Annotated in this window: 17 protein-coding genes; 5 read left to right on the top strand and 12 right to left on the bottom strand. The window is 40.1% G+C overall.

Annotation, left to right across the window (positions count from 1 at the left end; all coding sequences use genetic code 11):
- Window positions 1-250 precede the first annotated feature (250 nt).
- Window positions 251-2,917, top strand: a complete 2,667-nt coding sequence (locus tag FTD44_RS07570) for a DUF7948 domain-containing protein (RefSeq protein ID WP_222165882.1) — start codon at window positions 251-253, stop codon at window positions 2,915-2,917.
- A 201-nt stretch (window positions 2,918-3,118) separates the two neighbouring features.
- The gene (locus tag FTD44_RS07565; protein WP_222165881.1) at window positions 3,119-5,194 is read left to right on the top strand and encodes a gliding motility-associated C-terminal domain-containing protein; all 2,076 of its coding nucleotides are present in this window, start codon (window positions 3,119-3,121) and stop codon (window positions 5,192-5,194) included.
- A 75-nt stretch (window positions 5,195-5,269) separates the two neighbouring features.
- On the opposite strand, the gene FTD44_RS07560 is transcribed toward FTD44_RS07565, so the two are convergent.
- Window positions 5,270-6,736, bottom strand: coding sequence for a hypothetical protein (locus tag FTD44_RS07560; RefSeq protein WP_222165880.1), 1,467 nt, complete (start codon window positions 6,734-6,736; stop codon window positions 5,270-5,272).
- Window positions 6,737-7,083: 347 nt separating this feature from the next.
- Window positions 7,084-7,605, bottom strand: a complete 522-nt coding sequence (locus FTD44_RS07555) for a hypothetical protein (RefSeq protein ID WP_222165879.1) — start codon at window positions 7,603-7,605, stop codon at window positions 7,084-7,086.
- Between the two features lie 70 nt (window positions 7,606-7,675).
- On the opposite strand from FTD44_RS07555, the gene FTD44_RS07550 reads away from it, so the two are divergent.
- Window positions 7,676-8,434, top strand: a complete 759-nt coding sequence (locus tag FTD44_RS07550) for a hypothetical protein (protein ID WP_222165878.1) — start codon at window positions 7,676-7,678, stop codon at window positions 8,432-8,434.
- Window positions 8,435-8,475: 41 nt separating this feature from the next.
- Here FTD44_RS07550 and mobC read toward each other — a convergent pair whose 3' ends face one another.
- From mobC to FTD44_RS07505, 9 genes are all read right to left on the bottom strand, one after another.
- Complete coding sequence (gene mobC / locus FTD44_RS07545; protein WP_222165877.1) at window positions 8,476-10,464, bottom strand: conjugal transfer protein MobC; 1,989 nt, start codon at window positions 10,462-10,464, stop codon at window positions 8,476-8,478.
- 25 nt (window positions 10,465-10,489) lie between these two features.
- A complete protein-coding gene (locus FTD44_RS07540; RefSeq protein ID WP_222165876.1) occupies window positions 10,490-11,665 on the bottom strand; it encodes a relaxase/mobilization nuclease domain-containing protein in 1,176 nt (391 codons plus the stop codon).
- Between the two features lie 23 nt (window positions 11,666-11,688).
- Entirely contained in the window at window positions 11,689-12,081 is a 393-nt protein-coding gene (locus FTD44_RS07535) for a plasmid mobilization protein (RefSeq protein ID WP_222165875.1), read from the bottom strand.
- A 231-nt stretch (window positions 12,082-12,312) separates the two neighbouring features.
- The gene (locus FTD44_RS07530) at window positions 12,313-13,899 is read right to left on the bottom strand and encodes a hypothetical protein (RefSeq protein ID WP_222165874.1); all 1,587 of its coding nucleotides are present in this window, start codon (window positions 13,897-13,899) and stop codon (window positions 12,313-12,315) included.
- A 15-nt stretch (window positions 13,900-13,914) separates the two neighbouring features.
- Window positions 13,915-15,168, bottom strand: coding sequence for a hypothetical protein (locus tag FTD44_RS07525; protein WP_222165873.1), 1,254 nt, complete (start codon window positions 15,166-15,168; stop codon window positions 13,915-13,917).
- A gap of 9 nt (window positions 15,169-15,177) precedes the next feature.
- Complete coding sequence (locus tag FTD44_RS07520) at window positions 15,178-15,789, bottom strand: hypothetical protein (protein ID WP_222165872.1); 612 nt, start codon at window positions 15,787-15,789, stop codon at window positions 15,178-15,180.
- Window positions 15,790-15,866: 77 nt separating this feature from the next.
- Window positions 15,867-16,475, bottom strand: coding sequence for a hypothetical protein (locus FTD44_RS07515; RefSeq protein ID WP_222165871.1), 609 nt, complete (start codon window positions 16,473-16,475; stop codon window positions 15,867-15,869).
- Window positions 16,476-16,917: 442 nt separating this feature from the next.
- Complete coding sequence (locus FTD44_RS07510) at window positions 16,918-17,379, bottom strand: hypothetical protein (RefSeq protein ID WP_222165870.1); 462 nt, start codon at window positions 17,377-17,379, stop codon at window positions 16,918-16,920.
- A gap of 116 nt (window positions 17,380-17,495) precedes the next feature.
- Entirely contained in the window at window positions 17,496-18,518 is a 1,023-nt protein-coding gene (locus tag FTD44_RS07505) for a DNA cytosine methyltransferase (protein ID WP_222165869.1), read from the bottom strand.
- 154 nt (window positions 18,519-18,672) lie between these two features.
- On the opposite strand from FTD44_RS07505, the gene FTD44_RS07500 reads away from it, so the two are divergent.
- Window positions 18,673-19,974 (top strand): toll/interleukin-1 receptor domain-containing protein, encoded by a 1,302-nt coding sequence (locus FTD44_RS07500; protein ID WP_222165868.1) that lies wholly within the window; start codon window positions 18,673-18,675, stop codon window positions 19,972-19,974.
- A 58-nt stretch (window positions 19,975-20,032) separates the two neighbouring features.
- On the opposite strand, the gene FTD44_RS07495 is transcribed toward FTD44_RS07500, so the two are convergent.
- Window positions 20,033-22,645, bottom strand: a complete 2,613-nt coding sequence (locus FTD44_RS07495; RefSeq protein ID WP_222165867.1) for an AAA family ATPase — start codon at window positions 22,643-22,645, stop codon at window positions 20,033-20,035.
- Between the two features lie 191 nt (window positions 22,646-22,836).
- Between FTD44_RS07495 and FTD44_RS07490 the strand changes: the two genes are divergently transcribed.
- Window positions 22,837-23,115 (top strand): helix-turn-helix domain-containing protein, encoded by a 279-nt coding sequence (locus FTD44_RS07490; RefSeq protein ID WP_222165866.1) that lies wholly within the window; start codon window positions 22,837-22,839, stop codon window positions 23,113-23,115.
- Window positions 23,116-23,282 lie beyond the last annotated feature (167 nt).

The following is a 23,282-nucleotide window of genomic DNA, read 5'->3' as shown; positions in this document are numbered from 1 at the left end:
CAAATCACTTCTACCCTGGTACATAAACAGTAATTTACCCGAAGTTACACCAATAATCTTAAAAGTGACACTCCACATTTGGTGAAAATCTCAATGAAATAATTTAAATATAAGTCTTTGCTTTGTGGAAAAAGGGAGGCCTCCTTATTATCAACCTTTAAACTATTGAATTATGATTACGAGGATTTTTACGCTAATGGTATGTCTTTGTTTTTTACAGGTTCGTCAATGTTTTGCATTTACGGGATTTATGGAAAATACAGGCCAGGTCACAGACCAATATCTTAACCCCCGAAACGATATCCGTTTTTCCCTGGATACCAAAGATGGGATCAAAGTTTACTTCTCAACCGGTGGCATACACTACCAGTGGCACCAAAATGGACAGATATATAGGATGGATGTTCTGCTATCAGACAGAAACGAGAACATCAATATCATCGGTCAGCAAAAGCAGCCCTATTATGAGCAATATGCCGGAAAGAGCAAGGCGGCCTGTTATGCTCAAATTGCATACAAAGAGGTATATCCGGGGATCGATTGGATTTTCTACCTGAATAGTGATGGAAAATTGGAACATGATTTCATTATCGGCAAAGATGCAGACCCTTCTAAAATAAAAGTACAATATCTGGGTGCCGATCAACTTCAATTAGACAGGAGTGGCAACCTTCTTGTTACAACACCCTTCGGTTCTATAAAGGAACAGAAGCCCTACGCCTACCAGCAGGATGGCAAGACTATTTCAAGTAACTACCTGTTACAAGATGGAATACTCAGTTTCGGATTGGGTAAATACAAAGGTGCAATTGTCATTGACCCTGTTATTGATTGGGCTACCTATATCGGCAGTACAGAATTTGAGGAAGTTTGGGATACAAAAGTTGCCAAAGACGGCATGGTGTATATAACCGGTGCTACAAACAGTAGCAACAATATAGCTACAGTCGGGGCACATCTAACAACTTTTGCTGGAGGTAGTAACCCATCAGGCGCAGACGCCTTTCTCATGAAATTCAACCAGCAGGGACAGCGATTATGGGGCACCTATATTGGCGGGTCTAATGTAGAGCATGGCTTATCACTAGCTATCGATACCGCAGGCTATCTTTACGTTGCGGGTAGAACCAATTCTCAAAATGGCATTTCTACTGTTGGCGCATACCAGGAGGTAAAAGCAGGAACCAATGCATCTTATGATGCCTTCCTGGTTAAATTCGATACTGCTGGCCAGCAGATATGGGGTACTTATTTTGGTGGCACTGGCGTGGAGGGCACAGATCACGTAGCAGTGACCGCAGATCGGTATAACAATATATATCTTGTAGGCAATACTCAAAGTCCAGCGGGAATTGCTACACCTGGTTCCTTTCAGGCTACACGTCCTGGTACAAATGATGGGTTTATTGCAAAATTTAGTAGTTCAGGAAACCGGATCTGGTCAACTTATTTAGGTACAACTGCCAATGATGCAATTATAGGCGTTACTACAGATACACTTGCAAACGTTATTGTCACCGGTTATACAGTTAGCACTACCGGCATCGCTACTAATGGTGTTTACCAACAGACTGGCAGTGGCGGCCAGGATGCATTTGTGGCAAAGTTTGACAGCGCAGGAAACCGAGTTTGGGCAACTTATTATGGTGGCACCGGCTATGAACGTCCTTATCGTATTATAACAGACAGCCTAAACGACATCTACTTTACCGGAGCAACTGAAAGTCAAACTGGTATTTCAACAGCTAATGCATACCAGGTCTGGTACGGTGGAGGTACTACTGATGCTTTCCTGGCTAAGTTAAGCTCCTTCGGCTCTATGCTCTGGAGTACCTATTTTGGTGGCAGTGGGACAGAAATCTTTAGCGCAATAGACTTTTCAGGTGGATCCCTTTACATGAGCGGAGAAACAACCAGTCCTTCAAGTATTGCTACCCCTGATGGAATTAAGCCGGTATATGACAATTCACCGGAAGAGGTGTTTTTAGCTAAGTTCGGCCCTGGAGGCAATAGAACATGGGCTACATACCTTGGCGGTGATGTAACAGAAACAGGCAAATCCATTTCTGTACAAAATGGGAATGTATTTATTGGCGGAGGCACAAATAGCGTAAATAACTTTGCCACAACGGGCGCCTTTCAGACCGTATTTGGCGGGCTGACGGACGCTATGCTGATGAAAATAAAAATGTGCGATCTTCCCCCAGCCCCTGGGGCCATTGTGGGCAAATTAACCTCTTGTGAGGGAAATGCGGAGAACTACCAGGTTCCGGCAGTAAGCGGGGTTATTGGTTATACTTGGATACTGCCAACAGGCTGGACCGGAAGCAGTACAAGCAATAGCATAACGGTTACATTAGGTGGTACCAGCGGTATGATAAAGGTAGTTGCCATAAATAGCTGTGGGAATAGTGATACCGCCACCTTACAGATTACGGTAAATCCGGCGCCACATCCTACCATTACTCAAACCGGAAATATCCTTACAGTAAATCAAACCTACAACTCCTACCAATGGCTACGGAACGGACAAGATTTAGCAGGGGCAAACGGAACAAGCTATGCTGTTAACCTTAACGGAACATATAGTCTAAGGGTAAACGGTAGCAATGGTTGCAGCGGATTGTCCAATGAAATAGAGATAACCAATTCCAATGGAATAAAAGATGTATTGGCACAAAATGGCATATTGGTTTCACCAAATCCATTTAACCGTTCTATCCGCCTTGAAATGCCTCAAAATGGCCAGCTGCGTATAATGGATATAACAGGAAATATGGTGTTAATGGTAGCACTTAAGGCAGGTAATAATACCATTGCAACGGAACAGATTGCAGCTGGGACATATCTATTACAGGTTTTTGACCGGAATGGGAAAAGCCTGGGATCTATGCAAATGATCAAAACAAATTCTTAACCCTAAAAATGTATTGTGATGAGAAAGATATTTGGGTATCTATGGATACTCATGCTGTGGCAAGCTGGTTACGGCCAGGGACAAAACAATATATGGACCTTTGGAAATCATTATTCCCTTGACTTTAACCACAATCCCCCCCTCCTTCGGGATACCACTTATGTAAATGGTACCGTTTACCAGAGCCAGAATGCAACCACTATGTATCCAACCGAACATCAGTATAATTATGCCCAGGCGGTCTGTGATGCGGGAGGCTCATTGTTGTTTATCGTTAAGAGGTATACTTATACCAGAAATGGCCAGGACGCGCCCTGTATTTTCGATAAAAACGAAGTACCCATTGCCGGAACTGCGTTCCTGCAGACCAATGATATGGAATATAGCAGACCGGTTATTATTCCGCGTCCTGGAAACAGTAATCAATATTATATTTTCTATGTCCGTAACGGTGGATTAATTTATTGTTTGTTTGACATAACACTAAATAATGGCCGGGGGAATATTGTACCCGGATACAAAAATGTATTGGCCTATACCTATAACACCTTAATTGGCTGTAGGATGGTTGCCATTGCCGGATGTGACGGCATCTGGCTTGTGGCCCGGCATAGAACATACAATCAGTACCTGAGCTTTAAGGTAACAAGCAACGGAGTATCCAGCAATCCTGTGGTTTCAGAAATCGGATCATTTCCTGTTATGAACTATTGGGGCAGCAATGGGATATTAGCAGTTTCACCAAATGGGAAAAAAGTAGCAACGGCAGTAGATCATGGAGGCATACTAAATTTTCCAGGTGGCCTGGAAATGTATGATTTTGAAAAATGTTCTGGTAAATTAAAAAACCTACAAGTTATTGATACCGGAGAAAAAGTATATGCTGTCTGCTTTTCACCAGATAACTCAAAGCTGTATGCAGGATATGCGATACCTTGGGCTAATGGTGAATGGAAATTTGATCAGTATGTCTATCAGTTTGATCTCAACCAATCCTCGCTTTCAGCAATTACCGCATCGAAGTCAATGATCCTTACAAATCCGTATGCACAATACTATGCACCATTTTGTCCTATCACAACCAATATCATGGGAAACATGCAAATAGGTCCCGATGGAAAAATATATCTTGGGAATAGCCATCCAGAAGTTTGTGAAGGAACCGGTCCCGGTTTGGCACTACACGTTATTAGCTTCCCAAATAATTTAGGGATATCCTCCAACCCACAAGTCAATGCCATCTGGAACCAATGGAATGGTATGGGTAGTTTGGCAATAACTGATTTGCCCTATCAAATGGTCTTGCCGAAAAGTGGAAATATAGATACTTTAAATGGTAATAGTAACCGTATTACTGTATGTTTCAAAACAGATACTTTAATAGAAACACCGGAAGGAATATCCTGTTATCGTTGGGAAAACGGCAGTACAAATAACCATAGAACGATAACTGAAGATGGCCATTACCTACTTTATTATACTAAAGATTGCTCGGTATTTATTGACACCTATTCTGTAGTATTCATACCGCTTCCAGAGGTTAAAAGCCAACAATATGGCTGTCCCGGAAATATTAGCCTGCAAGCAGGAAAAGCAGGTAACAGACAATATGATTATACACTAAGAAATGGGCAGGGACTTGTTGTCCATGCAGCATCTACAGATTCGGTATTTCAGACTAGTGGATTAGAGGAAGGAATATACAAACTACAAATCAGCTCTTCGGAAGGTTGTACCACTTCAATTGATATTTCCCTTACCGCTTATCCCAAACCTGAAGTAAGTATCTCTCCCGCCTTTGCAGAAATAATTAATGGGGAGCTGATTACTTTAAGGGCCAGCGGAGCTACTTATTATACCTGGAAGCCAATTAGTCCATTGGACAACTCTTTTCGGGAAGAAGTACTGGCCAGCCCAACAGAAAATACTACCTTTAGCGTAGTAGGTATCAACGACTATGGTTGCTGGGATACGGCCTATTCAGAAATTATAGTAAACGCAGACGAGCGGATGATTATGCCCAATGCATTTACGCCAAACGGTGATGGGCTGAACGATCTCTTTAAAATACCCGGAGACCATTTTACTATCCGGAGGTTTGAGATTTATAATAGGTATGGACAGATAGTTTACCAGGATAGCGGAAATAACAATGGTTGGGATGGTAACTTTAATGGAGCGGCAAGCCAGCAAGGGGTATATCAATATTATATTATACTGGACTTCTACAACGGAAATCAGAAGATATTAAAAGGGGACATAAACTTGATACGTTGATTATTAATTTTGGAAGTTAAATGAAAACAAGCAGCGGCGCTTTTTAGCGCTGCTGCTCTACTTTTATGGAATTGCTTACAAACAATAATTACGTGTTTGCTGGCAGAAATCAATCCAGGTATTGACAAGCCAGGTATCCATGGACGATTGTAAAGCCCCCCTATAATCTGGCTGATCAAAGAATGCACCTAACATGGAATAATCCGGCACATCAAGATCTGAAGTCGAAGTATTGATGTAAAGATTAGGAAATGAAGAACATTTATCTCCACATAGACTACTGTTATAGTATCCACTTACAATACCGCCGTTGATCTGGTTACCGGACTCACGGCAAGAGGGTGGCGGGCCTGCAGTTAACCAATCAGTCATTGTATTTAAAGAGTTAGCACTACATCCTCCTGCGGCAAACCAGGTTGTTGCCCCTAACCCATTACCATAAGGCACTGTAGCACTAGAAAGAATAGAGTTATGAGAGAATTGGAGTTGATCCGTACCACTTGCAGTTTTAGCTACAATTCCTGCATCATCAAGATATAATCCGTATTGACTAAACCCTTCAATAACAGAATTGTAGATTCTTGCATCTCCATTATTACGTATTAAAACAGCAGTTTTAAAATCAGTATCCCCGCTTGCACAATAACTGCCACCTAGTAAGCTCGCATTTGATATGGTTGGATAAGTAAATGGGCTGTTGTTAGACCCTCTTAAATAATTTGACACTTCTAAGCTTGGAATGGTAGTAACTGTTGTAGACGCATCATCTTTAAAACCAAAGATATTTTGAACATTACCCCGATAACCTTGAGACATTCTAAAGTCTGACCTTGAAATTTTGTGCGTAAATACCTTTTTCACTCCAGCTTCACCACCCCACACTCCTAATCCATCTTTAAGAGAATTTGAAATCTGGACATTTTTAACGGTCATGCCACTTCCAACAGATCCAAGAATTAATGAACTTTCAGTTAGAACATCACTTGATCCTCCACCAGCACCGGCATAGTGAATTTGCACATATTCAAAATTACCGGATGACGATGCTGAGGAAGGCCCTCCAAAATTAAAGGTTGAAGAATTGATAGTTAAATTGATGCTATTACTTTGATTATTTGGTGCATTACCTAAGATAGCAACCCCAAACCAATCTCCTGCAGCACGGCTTCCGGCGGCCTGATCAGAGGTAAACACGATCGGACTGGTAATCGTTCCAACAGCACTGATCTGCGCATTAGGTTTTATAATTAAGGCTCCATTACTGGATTTTTCACCCATAACCACCACTCCAGGCTGGATAGTCAGTGTGGCACCATCAACCACTACGTTGCCGCTGAGTAGGTATGAAGTACCTGTAGTTAGGGTGGTATTAGTACTGATCGTTCCGCTGAGCACTGTGGGTGGACAGGAAACAGTTACATTTGTTGCCCCTAATTTACTTTCTAATTTTTCATCGTTAAACGGATTGTCGCCAATTGGTTTGTGACAACTTGCCAGAGCCATAACTCCTGTTATAGCCAGCATGATTAAAGTTCTTTTCATGATATAGAATTTTTTAGTTTCATAATTATGGTAGCCCTATCCGGGGTTACCATTATCTCCCCATATACCTTAAACCTGGCGGAAGGCGAGCTCTTATAAGTGTAATTTTGCTTTCCATATGTCTGCATTTTGATAATACTAATTTAGGCATGGCCATAAGGCTTTGCTGTAAAAACGGGGCTCTAATATGGTCAAATCCCCATATTTCGGGCTGAATACCACAATTCGAAGGTTGAATTCCTCATATTTCAAACTGAGTACCGTAGCCGTTTTTAGGGAACAATCGTAAGTATTATCGCAAATCAATAAAGCATAAGGAGCCCGTGTTAAAAAGGGAGAAGGATTTGTTAAATCCCTCTCCCTTTTTTGCGCTGTATCTTTGATACTTTCCCCTTCTCTTTTATGACAGTATCCGATATTTGCTTGTCTTTATCAATGAATTTAGTCACTGTATAAGTAAACTCAGTACCCTTTTTTATAAATTCTTTTGCGTCTTCCAGGTCGTATCCATCCTGGATCAGCCAGCGCTCCAAACTCTTTGTATTTTCGAATATAGGGCTTACAGGTGTGCCTTCAGAAGTTGTTTCATAAACCTGGTAACAATTGGCTTCCTGTTTAGACCAATTGTTGGGATTATAATATTCCACGTTTGGTGGATCACCTGCCCACTCTGCGTAAAATTTACAATCCCTGGTCTCCTTTGGGAATTCAGCCTGACTGGGATGCTTACCCTCACTCCAAAGACTGTTATTTTCAATCCATTTTTTTAATACCTGTTCATAGGACTCTGCAAACATTGGTTTGAATTTACCGTTCTCATCCCTAGGATGCTCCCAATTACTGGGCACTTTCCTGATTTCTCTTCCCATCTATTTATAATTTTTAATCGTTCATAATATTTTCTATTTTTAATAATCATATTATATATTCAATTTATTTATGAAAGGCAAAACAGAGGAGCTTATTAATTCCTATTATGACCAACTTGACGATGGATCTCCCTTAAAATTAATATTCAAAGAAGTCCTGGTATATTACCTTGAGTTTCATAATACACCAACAGATATAGTTAGTATTGGTGATGAATCCTTGTTCTGTACCATTCATAATTATTTTGAATCAGAGGACAGTCATAACTGTGTTGGATGTAATATGAACGAGTCTAACCGCCGAATTGAAAATTTTCTTTTAGGTTATCGTTACTTCAGAGACTATTATGCTACCCTCTCAACGTTCATTTTCCTTTTATACCTCCAGGTTGAACAGATATTCCAATATTTTGATATTGTACAATTGCCAAATGAATATAAATTGGAACATTTTCGAGTATTTTACGATGTAAAACGTTGGGCAAACTTTTTAAAGCATCCAAAGCAATTCAACCTTGTTCATCACCCAAATTGGGTGTACGAAAGTCCGGATTATGTATCCAGCGGCAACACCCCTGTCATTGATACAGTGTTCGTAAACAGATTTTACGCTGGTGAAAAAAGGAAAGAAGAACTTTCCAGCTTACTTTTTAATAAACAAGATCTTGAAGTCCTCTTTCCTAACCCACTAGAACTTATCCATGCCTTTTGTGAGGCACAAAAAAGATTTGTTTTACTTATAAGAGACAACCCACATGTAAGAGAAATACTGAACGACAAAGCCACAATCAGGGAATTTTACGAATCTCTTTCAGATAGTGACACGTAAAAAAATCAAATGGTTTTCATAATTCCTTTTCTATTCTTAATTTATTCATTTCTTGCTACCAGTAGGTGCGCCAGCTCAGGTGTATTATAAATCCGTTCCATTTCCTCGTCAATAATTGCGGCCACTTCGTCTTTTATCCGCAGGTAATTGTCCTCTATATCTTTGGCCGTCACCGTCCCCGGTTTGGGTATGGGCACGAAAGCTTTCTCCTCTGTTGCAATAGCTGCGTGATCGTTAATGATTTCGCAATGGAATATCTTTTGCGGTATTTTCATGTCTGGATTATCAGCTACAGCCCCCACAAATTCCCCCGAAGACAGGTTGGAAATAGTAGATGCAGGTATGGCCGTTTCCAGTTGCGTAGACTTACTTACAGAGACATCACTGGCATTTATGGAAAGACTTTCCCTATCCTGCATGATCTTTCCAAAACGCTCGCTCAGCGATTTGGCTGTATCCCCAAGCACCTGTCCAGAGATAATATTACCTACTATATTAAAGATTACATCTGCAGATTCCTTGCCGTAATCCTTGCGTAATTGCGATATATCCTGGACTGCCAAAGTAGTACTTGCCCTATTCCCTCGGGCAGTGGCAATAGTACCCTCTATGCCTGAAACGCCTCCAATATATATAGTTGGAAATTCATCGAAAATAAGCGAGCTGGGCAGTTTCCCCTTCTGGTTGACCAGCTTCAACATCCTGGATACATATAGAGAAAGCACTGCGCCATATACCTGGGTCTTCTGCGGATTGTTTCCCACACAGACCAGTTTCGGTTCCTCCGGATTGTTAATATCCAGCGTAAAGTCATTACCGGTTAGTACATAATAGAGCATCGGAGACGACAACCTTGCCATAGTAATTTTAGCGGAAGCGATTTGGCCTTCCAGTTGTTCCATCGCCCCATTAACATAAGCGGTTACAAAAGGATTGATCAGTACCTCTATTTCTGGTTCTGTCCTTAACACCGGAAACAAACTATCATAAGGCATCTGCATCAACTCTATGCAGTGCGGTAGCGTACAGTACTTCCCTTCCTGATATTTACGCAGGTACCAGATAATGCCCGTCAGAAAATTAATTGGTGACTCGACAAAGAAATCACCGGATTTTTTAATCCATTCACGATTGAGACCGAGCATGATCGTCCGACTGCTCTCCGTAGCATCGGTAATATCAGTCATCGATTCGGGATAAAGGGGATTGCATCTGTGATAGATATGATCAAAATCAATTACATAGAATTTCGGCTCTACCTGATATTTCTGTTTGTATTTAAGAAAGGCATTATACGCAATGATGGATAAATCCGGGAATTTAAAATCATAGAGGAACATGGAGAATCCTTTTTCAATATGTTGCGTGATCACATGACGGACCACAAAGTAGCTCTTACCCGCGCCGGGAGTGCCGGCAACCAATAAGGCCCGAAATGGATTAATGATATTGATAAATGATTTGCGGACCTTTCCCTTAAAATTGTATCGGGCAGGCAGATTTATGGAATACTCGTTTTGCAACAAACGCTCCTCCTGCGGAAAGGTTTCCTGTAGTTTGTTGAAAATATCAGTATCCAATCGCTTGCTAATGATCCTGGACAAAAGGTTACCACCATAAAGAATTAACAGGTAGCCAATGGAAGTAACGGCCATATATAAACCGGCTAGGTCCTGCACAGAGGCATCGAGCTTAAACAAAAGATAACTTAGCCCATATATAATTAAGCCAGCCATAAAATGCCGAAGGGCTGCAGAGAGTTTTAATTTCTCATCCTTTTTACCTTTGGCTCCGATTAGCGAAACGAGCAGCAGCAACAACGCCCCCGTCTTTGATACATAAAAATGGTTAAAGAGTCCCATCCTGCCTATACTGCTTAAAAGTTGTACCCCAATTCTATGCGTAAGTCCCCATTGCTCAAAGGCGCCGTAACAATATACATAATAGTGCAGGCCCAAAACCAATAAGCTGACTTTCCGAATAAAATCTATAATCTTTCTTAGCGCTTCCGCATTCTCTCCTGTATTCATCTCCTCTAACTAATAATTCCATTATTCACTTATCCGGCTGCATTCCTTTTCTTTTTATGGACTTTACCTGCCTGCTTTCTTTATCCTTATCTGCACCTGGCTGTCCCTTTATGAAGATAAATACTGCCTTATCTCTGTCTTCTTTCCTTGAATCGATACTTATAGTGGCCAAATTTCCATTATCATTGACCATTCCCTCGATGCGTTCCATAAATGATTTTACCCCATACTCTTTGCCAAGACTGCTCCCATTAAAAACAGATCTTGTAGCATTGTCCACAAAGGTGACTCCCTGCAGGCCACCCTGAGCATTTTCCCGAAGCAGTATCCTGATCCCCTGCTCTCTCAGGTTACGTTCCAGTGTTTCTCTATCTCCGGATTGCTTAATGGCCCTGTCCAAAAGGTGTTTTAACCTTAGTCCGTATGGCTTCCGCTCTTCGAGGTTACGCCCATATTTCTTCTCCAGATTCTTAAGCGTCGGACTACCATAAATAGAGCTGGCCTTTATTGGTACCCCGACCTTCTGTCCCTGGTCATCCAGTAAATGAAAGGTCAGCCCACCGTTTTCTCTCATCAGACTACCTTCCTGACCATCGCAAGCAATAACATTAAACTGCCTGAGCACGGCATTCAGTTCCGGTAGCGAAGTAAAGCGATACGTTCCGGTGACCTCCCTGACAATGGCCGTAATAGCGGCCCTGGTTTCCTGCTTTCCATAGACCTTTTTTTCCAGTATGGCTGGCCGCAGCATATAATCTGTTTCCTTCTGTTGGTCTTCGGCACGGATTAAATGGTAACGGTCTTCAATTTCCCTGCGCGCCTTTTCGGATTGATTCTTTCCTATATTATGGGTTTCAATCCGCTCTCCACTTATAGCAATATTTACGGTTGCCACATGAATATGAGGATGTGCCGCATCGTAGTGCCGGTACACAAGGTAAGGCTGCTGCCCAAACCCGATGGCCTGCATGTAATCGCTTGCCAGCCGGCATAATAGCTCATCATCAAGGACATCCTGCCGGGAGAAGTTAAGGGAGATATGCAGCGTATTTGTCTGTGTCCGCTGATTCTGACCGGTAAGTTTCTGGAAGCGGTCAAGTTTACTTTTAAAGGAAAGATCCCCCGCGTCCCGACCGAAGCCGACGGCCATAAGCAGGCTGGCCTCTGCCCTTTCCACCTTCCGCTCATTATAAACGAGCACCCCCCGAATACTTTTCCCGCTAACTATCCTGGCAACCATAGCGCTGAAAGTTTTTGTATGATTTCAAAAAGTCTATCTACCTTCTTTCCAACATCCCGGTATTGTTGTTCTATTTCCATAACCTGTAGTAACCTTGCCTCCGGTAATTTCTCCGCGTGGAATCTCCTGGTTACCTGGTTAATGTTTACTCCCATAGCATGTAGCTCTGTTCGGATAGAAGACAGCTGCTCCATAACAGTATCCAGTGATCGGTCATAGGTTTGGATATTAATTTTCCGGTTGCTGAGTATATCCCGGAGCAGTTCACTGAGCGATTTTATCCCCCGGCATTGGGCCAGTAATACGGAGAGTTCCTCGTATTTTTCCTTCGTAATCCGGGTATGTATCCTGTGCGTTAGCCTGTCTTTCTTTCCCATTTTCTCCCCCACAATTGTCCTATTCTACTGAACAGTGGCCAAAGGAAAACCCGACTCCGAAGGGTTTTCCCAGTCCCGGCGCTATATAATAAGCGCAGGGCAAGATGCGGATTGTCGACAATCCTACATCTTGCTGATGCCCGAAAAGGCATCGGTATCTCCAAAAAGGCCCTGAATATGGCCTTTTAAACCTTGTTTATAATAAATGATATTTGATCGCACTAAGCCAAATCAGCCTGGCCTCTTCCGTTTCAGTTTGCTCTTGTTCTGCCTTCCTTTTGAGGAATTTTCATTTCCTTTTTGTTTAAACTCTTCATTGATTTTGGTTGGCTTTACTGGGCTCCAATCCGGATCTAAGCTGAAATTAAAAGGAATTATCTTGTCATCTCCAGTTGTCAGTAACAGGCTGTTATGTTCAGGATCAGCCTGGACTTTTATCGTGCTTTTACCTCCAATTGTATGGATAGGAAGCTCAAATTGATTGCCTTTCGCAAGGTTTCTGACAATATCTCCAATGTACATTGTCCCGTCAGAGGGGAGCATGTTCACCATAGTTTCCAATTGCAAATAAGTTGGTCCTTTTATAGTTCTAATCAGATTAAGACCCTTTTCATTTATTGCTTTCAGATCCATTTCCAACCAGGTTCCCTGCATTTCACGATAGGAAGTTAACTGTTGGCTTTGAACAGCAACCCCTTGCATCAGGTTTGAAATTGTTTCCAGGTCATCTTCTGGATGGAAGTACTGACGGGTTCCTTTCCACTCCTGCATGGCAACCACTGCGCGCTCCATATTACTATCCATCTGAGTCCAGAGCCAGTACTTTACCTTCAAATAATTGACGATTTCTTCTGCACCAGGCTCAGTACTCAGACGATTTACCTGGTCTACTATTTGCTGCACATGAGGATGAAAAATAAGATTATCATCCGCTCCAACAACGGCCAGCTCATCTTTTTCCCAGTTAATTTGCTGCATCTTTTGCTCTAAAAGTGCTGTGTCAATTTCGGAGTACGAGCCATGAACCACAGTTGGATACTGCTTAAAGGAAATATTCATAAGCTCAGGCACATATTCTCTCCCTCTATCAATTTTTACCGGAATTTCGATTTCCAGTACACCTTCTTTTAGTTTAAGGGAGTGGTACAGATCAAACGGTGCCTCCAGCTTAGAACAATATAAATCGAGAATACTACTTAGATCAAATGATCCAAAATGCTCAATACCTGATTTGGCGATCTTTTTATACAGGCGTTCAATTCTACCGCTTACGATATTTATAGCATGATTTTTTGTTGGCAATCCAATTACTCCAGGTATAAAAACTTTTCGGTTTCTAAGCGTCTGGTATAGTTGTATTTCCTCATTGGACCATTTATGTTTAGGCCAGTATTTACACGTCAACAAAGCGCTCACCTTTAGGCCTTCTTCTCCGCTATTCCGTATATACTTTAGCTGGTTAATAATGTCTAATTGATCCCATGTTGCCTGTTTACCTTCTGACAATTCCTGAAAATGTGCAGTCCAATCAATTGCCGCTACTTTTTGTTCAAGCATTGCAATATCAATACCGGCAACAATTTTCTGTTCTATCTCAATATTCGGGACAGTGGATACAATATACCGGTTTAAACGATAATCTTTAAATTGGTTGTCGTAAACAAAATTGAAGTCAAATTTCACCTGTTCATCTTCATATTTATATATTTCTTCCACATCAAAATCTGACCTCTGGTCGTTATATCCCTGGATAATGGTCGCCCTTAATTCAGTGCTGGAAAAACCTAATGATTCCATGTAGTCTAATAAATCATCCATATTCCTTCTCTCCTCTTAATGTCTATTTCTATATCTGGACGTCCTATTTTCCTTTCCCTGCCCTGGCCTCTTTTTTTGCGTTTTCAAGTCCTCTTCCTGGTCTTTGTTTATAGGGGCTTCGGTTTTCCAAAACTGATTGTAGATATGATCGACGGTTGTATCCGCATTAAAACTGGCAAGCCTTCTGGGAAGCTGGGCAACACTGTCCAGTAAAGCTGGAGAGATATATTCATTCACTTCATCACTCTTTTGGATGTATCGCAGATAAAAATACATGGCCATGTCCTGTCCTTCACTCCCGCTCTCCCATAGCCGGGTAAGATCAACAAGCAGATGAACGACCTCCTTTCTTATCCTCGATTCTTTTACCGGATCATGCTCCAACACTGCTTCAAAATCTTGCCAGGAAATCATTTTCACTGCATTTTCAAAGTCATGTGTATCTACCTCACCGTATGTACCATGTACCTGCAGGGGATAAGTAATGGCAGTCGCTTCTAGTGATTGCATCCTAAAGCCGTCATCACGACAGATTACCTGCGTACGAATATCCAATGTTCCTTCACGCCCATATTTTGTCGCATAGAGCTCAAATAAAAATTGAGGCCGGGATAGATGAACCTTTAGGCAATCCTCTATGGGGATATCACTATAAAGCTCCATTCCCGTATGCTTTATTGCCTCCAGTAACTCCTGGTTCTGCCCAGAGCATATTCGATATGCCAACAAAGTATTAGCCAGACCATTATCCCCGGCAACGAAAGATTGCTTATGTTCATATAGTTCACTTAACTCTTCCTGGCTAATACTCCATGTTTCCCTGGGCAGATACTTAAACAACAAGTTGTCCCTAATAATACTTCCATCAAAATCATTATGGATTGGTAATTGCTCCAGATCCTTCCATATAAGGCTAGCCAATGGATCTTTCCATAGCCCCTCTCCCTTTTCCTGAAATAACCTATCCCAATCCATTGCGGCCATACGCTGTTCAAGCGTCAAGGTATCCACTCCGTTGATGACCCTATGATCGATGACAATAGGGTTGCAATGGATAGCTTCATAACCGGATAAACGGTAAGCACTAAATTGTCTGTCATAATTGAACTGCAAATTAAACTCCATCCGTTCTTCACCAAATTTCATATGATGCCTTAGCATAAAAGAAGATTTAAATTCCAGATACTGCCGACGAACCTGGTCGATCAGCTGCTCACCTTCAAAACCTAATGAAAACAAATATTCCAATAGTGCTTCTATCTTTGACATATATCCTAATTAAAGTGATTTCCCTTTTTTCTTTGTAGCTTCAGGTTTAATATTTGATTTTATTTCCATGGGCTGATAGGATCCTTCTTTTATACCAAAGTCTCTATACTGTTGAACAGGTATATTGGGATTCAGGATCTTCTCGCCGTCTTTAAGCTGTTTTTCAATATCTAAAAGAGCCAGCTGTATATAATTTCGGCCCTTTTGATTGGAGAGCATTTGATCTATTGGTTGAGGTAACCGCAACGTCTGATAATAAACAGAAACATCCCGGCTAAAAACAATATGTTGCTTCATCTTAGCCAGCAGTTTTTTTGTTTGCTGCTCTTTCAGATATTTACTCATTAGGTCATCGATATATGACTCCAGGCTCATTTTAAGTGTGTAGGTCTGACCTCCGGATTCAAACGTCTCAGACGGAAGTCCCTTACAATATTCCTCTGCTTTTTTAATCAAAGCCCTGCCCTCCTCTGAATAACTTTCGTAATCGGTCGGACCTCCAATTCCAGTATTGGAAGCCTCCCCCACATACTTGCCATCTATATATAAGTTAGCCGTAAAGCAATTGGTCTCCTGGCTCATCCGTTCACTAAACTCAATTTTTTTCAGTTCAATCTTCATATGCTTGTATTTTTAAGTAGCGATTACAGCCTTTATCAGCGGTCATTTAGGCGTAAATCATTAGGTTGGTTAATTGTTTATGGTTTTAAACCCGAGGACTTCTTTGTGGACTTCTTTTGCACAACAGGAGGTTCTTCCAGGAGATGTTGCTCTTGAGTAAGGCCTGCATTTGATAGAATATCCAGTGGGATATTGGTATTGAGAATCTTTTCTTCTCCAGATAGGGATTGCAAAACTTTATGGGAAAGTATCTCTGATAACATGGTAATACCTGATTGAGTATGCAACAAAACCTCTAAAGGAATTTGCAGGCTTTGATTGCGTGTGTACTTCCCAGCTACTCCGATAACTACATTTTTCTTTTGTAAGAGCTCAACTCTCTTGTTAAATTTCTTCAGCTCTTTATCTCTTAAGTACTCATCGAATAAGGTAAACAGGTAGCCGGACAAATCTAACTTCACAGGAGTATATTCTCCACCAACAAACTTTATGTGCTCTTGATTTTGAATAAAGGCTTCTGCTTTCTTAAGCAGGTCCACTGCTTTTGTTGTTGCAGGCAAAACCTGTACAATTCCATTCTTAGCGGTAACACTGGCAACCTTTTCCCCATTAATCAGCAAATTTGCAGCAAAGGCCTGGTCATCCAGGCGCGGGATGTATGCAATTTTTGATAGCTCAATTTCCATGTATCCTCCTTTTGTTTGAGTATTTTTCAAATTCTGGATGTAAAAATCGGAATGCGCAGAAACAATTATTGATACTTTATGGGTGTACACTAAAAATTATTCAATCAGATTACATTAACTAAATATATTATAAGATTGACTAATTAGATTATGCCTTTTTATGCTTAAATTAGAAATAACCAATTCTAAAATGTTATGGGAAACCTGCTATTTCTATTGGGAATTTTATCCTTAATTATTGGCTATGGGCTTAGATACTGGATTAATCGGAACCGTTTTTACAGGCGTAACCAAAGCGGGCTTCAGGAATTCAAAAGCTATGAAAGTTCAGTTGGCACCTCCTGTCTTGAAAGAATAGGCAGACTATTTGGCTTTACTTTGATCGTTCTTGGGATCCTTCTTCTCTGGTACTGGCTTTTCAAAAAGTAGGAGTGTTACCTAACTATTCTTTAAAAGGATGTTGTAACCAGCCAAAAGGAAAGCCCATCATTTCGCTGATAAAGTCTGGATTTAGCTTTATGGGTGGCTGTTGCTCCCCAATAATCCGAAATAGAGCGTCTTCCAGATTCCCCTTATTCCTATTCTTTTTAAAACTTGCCTTTGTTAAACGGGCAACCGGCGTGGGCAAAAATCCTTCTTCTGCAAGCTGACGAATTGTAACCCCGTATCTTACTCCTTTTTTTGAAATATTTGCCGGTTTACCATTTACAATTGTAATTTTCCTGCAAGTATCGAATTTTAACAGGGAACTTGTAGGTGTTGGAATTAAGGGGGTATAGAGTCCTTTAGGTATATTCAACCCTAGTTGATAATAAAATCTACCAAAACTTGTACTTCTAAGTGTCCAATGAATATTTGCTTTCGAACAGGTCCACCCCTGCACACTAATTACCGACCAGGTCATATTTGAGCGCCAATTATCATTTCTGTAGACGGCATTAATCGCCTCCTTCAGCACGATAGTGGATCCGGTCGAGACCTGGTTCTCCCCATTATAATTATATAACATAAAGTACAGTACTATCTCTGATTAAAATTGTTATAATAGGCTTCTATAGCCCTAAATATTTGATAGGCGACTTGGGGAATTATGGCGTTCCCCAGGCTTTTAATGGATTCATTTCTCCATTTTGAAAGGGTAATACCAGCCAATTCTTTGGATAACCCATCATCTCCTGAACAAAGAGGGGGTTCAGTCGGCCAGTTTTTCCAATAGTCTGATATATAACTGAATTCAGGTCGCTTTGCCTTCCCTCCCTGATCCGCTTTTCCATGCTTTGGGGGGTGATCCCCACCGTCTTGTAGAATCCGGAAAGTGGAGTCGGGAGCATCCATTTCTGCTGAATCGGTGATATGGCCAACAATTTGGTCTCCACCATCATCCTGACCTGTTCCGCCAAATTTCCGGGAGGGACTGTTTTCCGTCCGTTCGACTCCCGCCATCTCTTTCTCCGCTCCATGGCCTCTGGACTCCTTTGAGAAATCATCGTAACGCTCGGCGTAAGCAACAATCCAGACCCGCTCCCTTCGGTGCGGGGCACCGACACCTGCAGCTGGAATAAGGAACGGTATGACTTTGTATCCCTCAGCTTCCAGCTCAGCGCACACCGTCTCGAAAACCAACCCTTCATTCCAACTAATAAGCCCGCGAACATTCTCTGCCACGACCCATGCTGGTTTAGCTTCCCGAATAGCTCTAAACATTTCTGGCCACAAGTGGCGCTCATCTCCTGTCCCAAGTCTTTTACCTGCAACCGAAAAGGGTTGACAGGGGAAGCCCCCTGTAATAATGTCCATCTTTCCACTTTGTTCTGTAAAATCTGTTTTCCTGATGTCTTCATAACCTTTTGAATTAGGGAAATAGTATTTTAATACTTTCCGGCAGAACGCATCTATCTCGCAGTAAAAAACGTTTTCCCATCCCATCCATTCTGCTGCCAAATCAAATCCTCCTATCCCGGAGAAAAGACTCCCATGTCTTAATTTCCTCACTATCTCCATTCCACGCAAACAGAAAGCGCTTATGCTTTCATTCCAATACAAAAATGGAATTTGTATTCAGTGAAAAATCAGACTTTGTGAGTGGGAAGTAGAAAATTATTTATACCAGCTCGAAGTAAATCTAATTAGTAAATTAGCATTTCAGAACCTAAAAATTAATACTGATATTTGATAAATAACGAATACTTAATTATTCATGGGGAAAGAAAAAATAGTTCTGGACGGTACTGTTTCAGTAATGGAATATATCAGGAAAAATGCTCCGGGGTGTATTGGTGTGCCTAAAACTGGCTATGACGTAAGAAAAAATCGTATTGTAAGAAAAACATTCAAAAACATTAAATTCACCGGTAATTTACACGATATTGAATTTCGTAGTGTAAAATTTATAGATTGCGAATTTGCTGGAATATATGGTTTCTTTTTTGCATTAATCAACTGTGAATTTAAGAAATGTTCATTACGTAATTCCAGGTTCACCCATCTTGAATTTGACTGGTTGGGAAATCGTTTTATTGATTGCTATCTAAGAAATGTCGAATTTGAAGAAGGTAGTGTGGCAACATTGTTATTCATAAGTACTACCTTATCTCATTGTAATTTTACAGGTTTCTTTCTTTCCGAAAATATCAGGTTTTACGATTGTAAAATTGATGAGACAACCTTCTTCCCAATAAAACATTATGAGGAGAATGAATCAGTAACCAGAGATGATGAATATATCGATTGGCTGTTTGAAGGTTGCCTGATTGACCGATCCACATTTCAGGAAATCAATTTTAAAAATAGCCGATTTATAAACACCGTATTGTATAAAAGTGCATTCGTTGATTGTATTCTGGACAATGAATGTTTCATTGTAAACAAAGATCTGCCCTACGATTCATTCGCTTCAATCGACTTACAAACAATTCTTAAAAGTGATGAATTAGACAATGAAATCCTTAAAAGGTATTTCCTCATTAATAGTAAAATAAATATCAAAAACTTAGTATCCAAAATGACAGAAAAAATAAACCTCCATACCGTATTCATATCCTATAGCTTTAAGGACTCATTAATTGCAAAAAGAATTAATCATGACCTTAAGAAGGAAGGTATCAGAACCTTCATGTGGGAAAAGGATGCCCCTGCCGGAAAACCACTCGAAGAAATCATGACCTCCGGGATTACCGCTCATGACAAATTGTTATTTATCGCATCTGAACATTCCATAAAAAGTAAAGCATGCCAGTTTGAGTTGACAACAGCACGCAAAAAACAGGAACAATCATGGGAGAATGTATTTTTTCCCATAAAAATTGATGACTATATTTTTAAAGTAAAAAAATCTCAGATCCGCCCAATTGAAACGGCTGATGATTACTGGAAAAATATTGAAGAAATAAAAGCGATAAATATGCTTGATTTTAGTCCGTTCCAGGAAGAACAGTACGATAAAAAAGCATATAATCGATTATTCAAAAAAATTGTCGAAGGCTTAAATATCGAAGCTTGATGTCCTATAATGATTTAGGCCAGGAATGCAATTGCCTGGCCTAAAGGTTATGGATAAATTAATTTGCACTACTTTTTTTCTTTCTAATTTTAGCCCTAATATCATCATACCTCAGGATTTCTTCATTAAGATTTATTACCTCTGGTCGCTTGTACGCAAATGGATCACTATGGGCATGTCCTTCCATATACCGACAGCATTTTCCAAAACTGTCCTGCAATTCATCAATCAGTTCAGAATCAAAATGAACCGATTTAAGAGAATCAATACTTACACGCTCATTAAAACGCTGAACAACGCCACTGAATAAATCATGAATAACCAGGACTTCATAACAGGTCCTTAATGCAGCAAAACCGGATTTCAGTAAATATTCTCTGCGTTCAGGCGGACAATCGGACTTCTTGGCTTCGTCATATATATCTTTTGCTGGTTTTGCATTCCGATAACTCTTTTCATAGGAAGGAGCATTATTCAACCAGATAACACCAGGGGTTCCATTGTTGTTTTCAATCCAATGGCAAACGTGTTCAATGGAAATATCCGCACAATGGCCAATTAAAGAAGATACAAAAACCAAATCATGAGTAAATACTATGGTCTGTTTTTCTTTGGATACTTCAGCTAATCGTTTGGCAATTTCACTTTTGCGCACTTCGTCCAATGAAGTAACAGGATCATCGAAAATAAAGCCCCTGTTTATCTCTGACATACCCATTTCCGCAAGGAAGTCTGCTACTGCAATAACTTTTTGCTCTCCCTCACTTAAAACTGCATGAGGATTGCTTCCCTTTAGTTTTAACTGCCGATAAGATTTACCGGCAGCGGCTGTATGACTTATTGATATATCAAAATTACCATTCAGTTTTCTACATTCTTCATTAAATGCATCAATATATTTCTGATTAAAATACTTTTCAGATAGCGTTTTTTCAGTGGTGGTAATTTCCGTTTTAACTTTTCTAAAGTTTATTTTCCCCGCCCGGGAAACCCAAATCAGATTCTCCAACAGTGTTTTAAATTTAGAAAGATGGTTATTATACCGTTCTTTATGCGTCAAAAATGTCCGCTGAGCTTCAATTTTTTCTAATTCTTTGGCAACTTCATCATTTCTGAGCAGCGCTATCGATTCGTCTATATGCTGCTCGATCTGTGAATGATTCGAAGTAGCCACCTCGATAGAAGTATAGTGCTGAACTTTTCTATCTTGTATATTCTTTACAATTTCATCTCTCAACTTTTCTTGGTCTGCCAGTGACTTCTTTAGATCCGAAAGTATTTGTGGATACTTTTCTTCCATCCAGGCACTTAATGTATTACCGGAAGGAAAAAGGTTAAAATTTAATTTTAATAACCCGCTTTCTAACTGCGTCAATATACTCCTGGCTCCTTTAACATTCTCTTCAGCAACACTCTTAATATATAACCAGTAATTTGAAATCAGTAATCTAGCCTCATCCGTTAATGGTTGCTGACAGAGTAAACAATTATTCCCCTGCACTGGATAGGATTCGGTTGCCTGTATTTGGGAGAATCCTTCTGCTGCGAGGATAAAATCCTTCCATTGCGAAGACCCAATACCAACTATCTTTGAGGTCTCAAATTTCCCAATTCCTTCCGCTTTGGCCAATATTTCTTTTTCCAGGAAATCATTAATGGATTCGTTTATTTTTTGGATATAATCATCTGTAAAGCATCTATTCCGTTTTTCTAACTCAACTTTATTATCATTCAGTAATTTTTTAATGCTGTCAAGGGTAGCGATTTCTTTTTCCTTTCCCCTTGATGCCAGATATAATTCTTCATAAGCCTTATTAAGGTCTTTTAACTCCTGCTCCTCTTCAGGTGAAAATGGGACATATTTATCAAGATCAGCAATTTTCGTCTTTGCAGTTATAGATTGTACAAATTCTCTTATATCTGAATTTCCTTCAAAAAGATCAGCTAAATCTTGTGAAGTGTTACCAGAATTACGTATCAAAATATCTTGCGCCAGTTTTTGTTCTACTTTTAAAACTGCCGAGGAATATTCAGAAAAAAAACTTAACCCGGCTGGCCTAAATTCAAATTCATTCTTTTGATCAAGATGCCGTATAACACTTTTTCCATCAAATACTGAAAATTGGCGAAATGCCGCATTTGATTTATCGGAATACATTAACGTGATATCTCCCTGGCTCGAAGTAAACGTAAATTTAGCGCCAACTGGTTTGTGACCTGATTCAATATGAATATTATGCAGAATTTCCTCCGGAGATTTAGAATAAAAAACTTGTTTTAAAAGCCTTGTATAACCGGATTTTCCAGAACCATTCGATCCGTAAAGAATAGTAAGATGCTTACCAAAGTCAATTTTCTGACCTTCCTTTAAAGCATTGACACCTTCGACGTTTTCTAGGCAAAGTAAATTAAGATCTTCTACATAATTTACAGGTTTATTTGAACCTACTATAATGGAAATAACAGGCCGTTCCGTTTTTTCACTAATGCCTAATTCTTCCAGCAACCAGCCATAAGATTTATCAATATCCTCATCGAGCACTTCGTTTCCCGAAAGCCTCCGGTCTGCCAGATATTTTGACCAATAAGGTAATCCTTCTGCAAATACTTTTATTTCAGTATCTAAATTATTTGATAAGATTGAATTATTAGATGGTATGGTATCCTCCATGTAAACAGGTTTTAATAAGTTAATTAATGCTATGGAAACACTAAGATATTAAAAATTAAACTTTAGTCACATAGCCGGGAAATAGATTAGCTCAATTCACTCCATAATTTTTTAATACCAACTATAAAAGTCTGAATTTAATTTCTGCATACTGCATATTTTGCTGTTTAATAAATTAAATGTGGTGAGGTATGAATAGTGAAGACAGACAAGTTACTTATGAGGATTTAATTGCCTTAAAAGATGCAATTTTATCAGAAATCCGACTTTTAAATAAGCATCAAACCAGAAAATGGATTAAATCAAAGGATGTAAGAAAGCTTTTAAATATATCTGCAGGCACACTGCAAACTATGCGGAACAACAAGGAAATTCCGTTTACCCGTGTTGGTGGGGTTATTTACTATGATCCGGAAGAAATAGATCAATATTTAAGAACCAAATCAACAAAGTATGTCAACGAAAAATAAAAAAGATCTAAAGGGCCTGGGAGAAAATATACCTCCAGACCCTTTTTTAGTGAACTTATATTTCGAAGCTAATGGCTCGACAATTGACTTTGCGCAACGATTTTATAATTATTATAAACATAAAGGCTGGCTAAACCAGTGCCATAAACGAATTAGGAATTGGAAAG

It is taken from the genome of Edaphocola aurantiacus (genome assembly GCF_019797745.1).
Classification (GTDB): Bacteria; Bacteroidota; Bacteroidia; order Chitinophagales; family Chitinophagaceae; genus Edaphocola; species Edaphocola aurantiacus.
The sequence above is the reverse complement of the archived record's forward strand: the minus strand, read 5'-3'. Positions and strand labels throughout refer to the sequence as shown.

Excerpts from the sequence above, each read along its gene's own strand:
- FTD44_RS07515 (WP_222165871.1), bottom strand. The coding sequence starts at position 16,475 with ATGGAAATTGAGCTATCAAAAATTGCATACATCCCGCGCCTGGATGAC.
- FTD44_RS07565 (WP_222165881.1), top strand. The coding sequence starts at position 3,119 with ATGTATCCAACCGAACATCAGTATAATTATGCCCAGGCGGTCTGTGAT.
- FTD44_RS07520 (WP_222165872.1), bottom strand. The coding sequence starts at position 15,789 with ATGAAGATTGAACTGAAAAAAATTGAGTTTAGTGAACGGATGAGCCAG.
- FTD44_RS07560 (WP_222165880.1), bottom strand. The coding sequence starts at position 6,736 with ATGAAAAGAACTTTAATCATGCTGGCTATAACAGGAGTTATGGCTCTG.
- FTD44_RS07570 (WP_222165882.1), top strand. The coding sequence starts at position 251 with ATGGAAAATACAGGCCAGGTCACAGACCAATATCTTAACCCCCGAAAC.
- FTD44_RS07490 (WP_222165866.1), top strand. The coding sequence starts at position 22,837 with ATGAATAGTGAAGACAGACAAGTTACTTATGAGGATTTAATTGCCTTA.
- FTD44_RS07510 (WP_222165870.1), bottom strand. The coding sequence starts at position 17,379 with ATGACCTGGTCGGTAATTAGTGTGCAGGGGTGGACCTGTTCGAAAGCA.
- FTD44_RS07500 (WP_222165868.1), top strand. The coding sequence starts at position 18,673 with ATGGGGAAAGAAAAAATAGTTCTGGACGGTACTGTTTCAGTAATGGAA.
- FTD44_RS07535 (WP_222165875.1), bottom strand. The coding sequence starts at position 12,081 with ATGGGAAAGAAAGACAGGCTAACGCACAGGATACATACCCGGATTACG.
- FTD44_RS07530 (WP_222165874.1), bottom strand. The coding sequence starts at position 13,899 with ATGGATGATTTATTAGACTACATGGAATCATTAGGTTTTTCCAGCACT.
- FTD44_RS07495 (WP_222165867.1), bottom strand. The coding sequence starts at position 22,645 with ATGGAGGATACCATACCATCTAATAATTCAATCTTATCAAATAATTTA.
- FTD44_RS07550 (WP_222165878.1), top strand. The coding sequence starts at position 7,676 with ATGAAAGGCAAAACAGAGGAGCTTATTAATTCCTATTATGACCAACTT.
- FTD44_RS07555 (WP_222165879.1), bottom strand. The coding sequence starts at position 7,605 with ATGGGAAGAGAAATCAGGAAAGTGCCCAGTAATTGGGAGCATCCTAGG.
- mobC (WP_222165877.1), bottom strand. The coding sequence starts at position 10,464 with ATGAATACAGGAGAGAATGCGGAAGCGCTAAGAAAGATTATAGATTTT.
- FTD44_RS07525 (WP_222165873.1), bottom strand. The coding sequence starts at position 15,168 with ATGTCAAAGATAGAAGCACTATTGGAATATTTGTTTTCATTAGGTTTT.